The 3,307-nt window shown below is 54.7% G+C and carries 3 protein-coding genes; all 3 read left to right on the forward strand.

All coding sequences use genetic code 11. The features are described from left to right. Nucleotides 1–45 precede the first annotated feature (45 nt). On the forward strand, nucleotides 46–1,617 hold the full coding sequence (locus tag ABYV89_RS15835) for a hypothetical protein (RefSeq protein WP_432823903.1): 1,572 nt from the start codon (nucleotides 46–48) through the stop codon (nucleotides 1,615–1,617). A gap of 38 nt (nucleotides 1,618–1,655) precedes the next feature. Continuing rightward, nucleotides 1,656–2,882, forward strand: coding sequence for a hypothetical protein (locus tag ABYV89_RS15840; RefSeq protein ID WP_432823904.1), 1,227 nt, complete (start codon nucleotides 1,656–1,658; stop codon nucleotides 2,880–2,882). A 213-nt stretch (nucleotides 2,883–3,095) separates the two neighbouring features. After that, the coding region (locus ABYV89_RS15845; protein WP_432823905.1) for a hypothetical protein at nucleotides 3,096–3,307 on the forward strand (212 nt) is incomplete at its 3' end.

The following is a 3,307-nucleotide window of genomic DNA, read 5'->3' on the forward strand; positions in this document are numbered from 1 at the left end:
AGGAGGAAGGGACAATCAATGAGTTTTTTTATGGGAACGGGAGCTATGAAGCGGTTCACTCAAGGCGTCGGGCTGTTGGGGGGGCTGTTGCTGTTGCTCTGCCCATCGGCACAGGCGGGCAATGAATTTCACCTGAGCAACGATTTCTCAACGACCTACAATGATGTCAGCGGGCCGGGCGACGACCAGTCATCGTTAACCGAAGGGCTTCGCTATCTCGAAATCATTAACCTGTTCGGTAACGGCGAGATGGGAGAGGTGAACTATTCTTTCTCGCTGGGAGCCAAGGTCACCGATGACCCGCGCAATGACTCGGAAAAGTTTTCCCTCACCAACGCAAACGCGCGTTTTACCAACGGCATTCATACCCTGTCCCTGGGTGACACCTTTGAGGCCTTCTCCCAGTATTCTTTAAACAGTTCGGTCAAGGGAGCTTCGTACCGCTATGCCGACGAGAGCAACGCGCTTCCCGATCTCACCCTGGTTTACGGTCTCGCCTATTCCCGTTGGGACAATATGTGGGGTGTGGATGCCATCGAGCGGCAGGTTGCGGGGATGCGTCTGCGGCAGCAGCTTTCCCCCGATTTCTGGGTGGCTCTCAACGGCGTGCACTCCTTCGACCATATCCGGGTCAATGACGCGTCGCTGTTCAAGAGCACTGTCTATTCGCTGGACTGGGAATACCTGCCGATTCCCGGTTTGACCATCCGCGGCGAATCGGCCCTGGCCGATACAACCGAAGACTTTTCTGATCAGCCGGATGCCGACAACGACGGATATGCTCACAAGATCGAAGCGATCGGCGATGGCGGCCCGAGTCGGGTTTCTTTAGAGTACGAGCGGGTTTCGCCCGAATTTCTGACCCTGCTCGGTTCCGCGACCCCCGACCGGGAAAAATTCAAGGCCAAGTGGCGCTACAAGTACACCAAGACGGTGAGCATGAACTTCGGTTTCCTCTGGTATCGCGACAATCTCGACGGTGACAAGGCGTTTCGCACCGATCATTACAAGCCCGAAGTCGGGGTGACGGTGAAACGCCTGTTCGATCGCAGCTATTCAGTCGCTGACCTGACCTACAAATATGACCGGGCCTATGGCGACGATCGCAGCACCACGGACCATTTCGTCAATTTCGGTTATCGCGACCGGTTCGGTATTTTCGACAGCGACACCAACCTCGGGGTCACCTTTTACGACACCAAAGACAACCGCAAAGACGAAGAATTCATCTACAATACCATGCTGAGTACCCGTCACACGGCCGGGGCCTGGGTCTGGAAACCTTCGATCACTGCCGGTGGCTGGACCCTGGATAACGAGCTCGAAGACACCCGCGACCAGGTTTGGGAATACGCCCTCGGACTCGGCGCCGATGTCCCCTCGGCCAAGGTGACCAGTACCTTGAAGATCGGTCAGAACTGGCTGCAAAAAGAGACCGGTACCGATTCACGCAAGAACTTCGCCCGGCTGAACGTCTTTTACCGTCCCGAGTTCCTTTCGCAGTTCAACTATGGCATGCTCTATGTGCGGGCTTTTGTCAACGATTTCGATTACTCGGTGCGGGATCGTGATTTTCGTGAAAACAGCGTGACCGCCGGCATTTCAATCCAGTTCTGATTTGGTCCGTTACCCGGATGATGGGAGATATAAAGATAATGAAAAGAATGTATTTTGCTTTGCTTCTGATAATGGCCATCGGTTTCGTTGCGGATGAAGCCTGTGCCAAGTGGTGGATATTCGGCCAGTCCGAGCAGGAGGTTGCCACCCGCTACCTCTACCTCAACGGCGTCGCCTACGACGAACTCGGCGACAAGGTCACGGTTTACCGGGAATCCCTCGAGCAGGGGAAAGTGGTTTTCAAAGGGCGCGGGCAGGCCGGCAAAAACAAGGTCGGTGCCGTGCAGATCAGCCTCGACGGCGGTGTTACCTGGCAGAAAACGGCACTGGCCGCTGACGGCAGCTTCGAATTTGGCTTTTCTCCGCAAATGGGAGAAACCTACCAGGTCGCCGTCAAAATCCTCGACACCGCCGGCAAGAGCAACGATGTCGAGGCCACCCGCAAGGAGCTGACCGTGTCGGATCGCAACATTAGTGCGGTCGTCCGCGAGGCTCTCGATCAGCTGATCGCCGCCTACCATGGTGAAGATGCCCGCGCTTTCATGGCCCTGGTCGACGAGGATTTCGCTGGCGACGCGACCGTTCTCGACCGTGGGGTGCGCAAGGATTTCACCGCTTTCGATCATCTCGATCTGCGCTATACCCTTAACAACGTCACCTCCGGATCGCAAGGTAAGATTTTCACCTCGATCTCCTTCCGTCGTCAGGTTACCTCGACCCGCAGCGGGCAGACCTATCAGGATCGCGGCGTCACCGAATTCATCTTCGTGCTGAAAGGGGATCAGGCGCTGGTGTCGGCGATGAAACATCCGCTGATCTTCGGTTTGAGCGAAGCCGAAGAGGTGGCGACCGGCACGGTGAATCTGGCGGAAAACGATGAAGTATTGATTATTGATGAATCCGGGGCATTGCGGCTTGGATCGGTGGATGAGGCTGCCAGCGACGAAGATGGCGGTGGTGACGGGCCTACCCCCATGAATTTTGCGATGCAATTTCTTGACTACCCCATGTTGACGTTAACTTTCGATATTCCGGGTTTCGTAACCGGGAGCGACTACAAACGGGTTCTTCAGTGGAGCACCAGCCCCGGAGGTCCCTGGCAGGATGATGACGAAATGATTTTTTCACAGGTCTCCTTCACTGAATTTACCGTGCATTGTCGGGGGGAAATATGGGATGCGGGGCATATCTATTACCGTCTCGCTATCGAGAGCATTTCCGATGGGGATCGTAGTGGCTGGAGTAACGTGGTAACGGTTCCCTAAAGTCTTCTGGTTGTGTTTTTTGGTTCCACGTCTGAAGCGTTGCTATGCGGCAGGAAAGGTCGGTATGCCGAACCGGACCTGCCGCATTTTTGTTGTTTTTTAACCCGAAAATGTTGAGTGGTAACGTTCATAGAAGGGCAACAGCCTGATTAAATACTAACCACCTTGGTTTCGGTCGTCTGCCGTATGCTGGGGCGCCGGGAGGAAGACTCTATGACAAAGATATGGCCGATCACTTTTGGGATTTTAATGTGTGGCGTCTTTTGCTTGCTGACTTCTGCATCCTATGCACTGTCTGCAGAAGACATGGCCAGTGAACGTGCCATGTCTATGGAAAATATCAGGAAAGCTGAAAATAGTATTCAAGTGGCGGCCACACCTGTTTTGGCCGCACTCACCGCAATCCAGCGGGCAGAGCAATGGAA

The organism is Trichloromonas sp., assembly GCF_041583255.1.
In the GTDB taxonomy this organism is placed as follows: Bacteria; Desulfobacterota; Desulfuromonadia; order Desulfuromonadales; family Trichloromonadaceae; genus Trichloromonas.

Coding starts and splice junctions, on each gene's coding strand:
- ABYV89_RS15835 (WP_432823903.1), top strand. CDS start 46: ATGAAGCGGTTCACTCAAGGCGTCGGGCTGTTGGGGGGGCTGTTGCTG.
- ABYV89_RS15840 (WP_432823904.1), top strand. CDS start 1,656: ATGAAAAGAATGTATTTTGCTTTGCTTCTGATAATGGCCATCGGTTTC.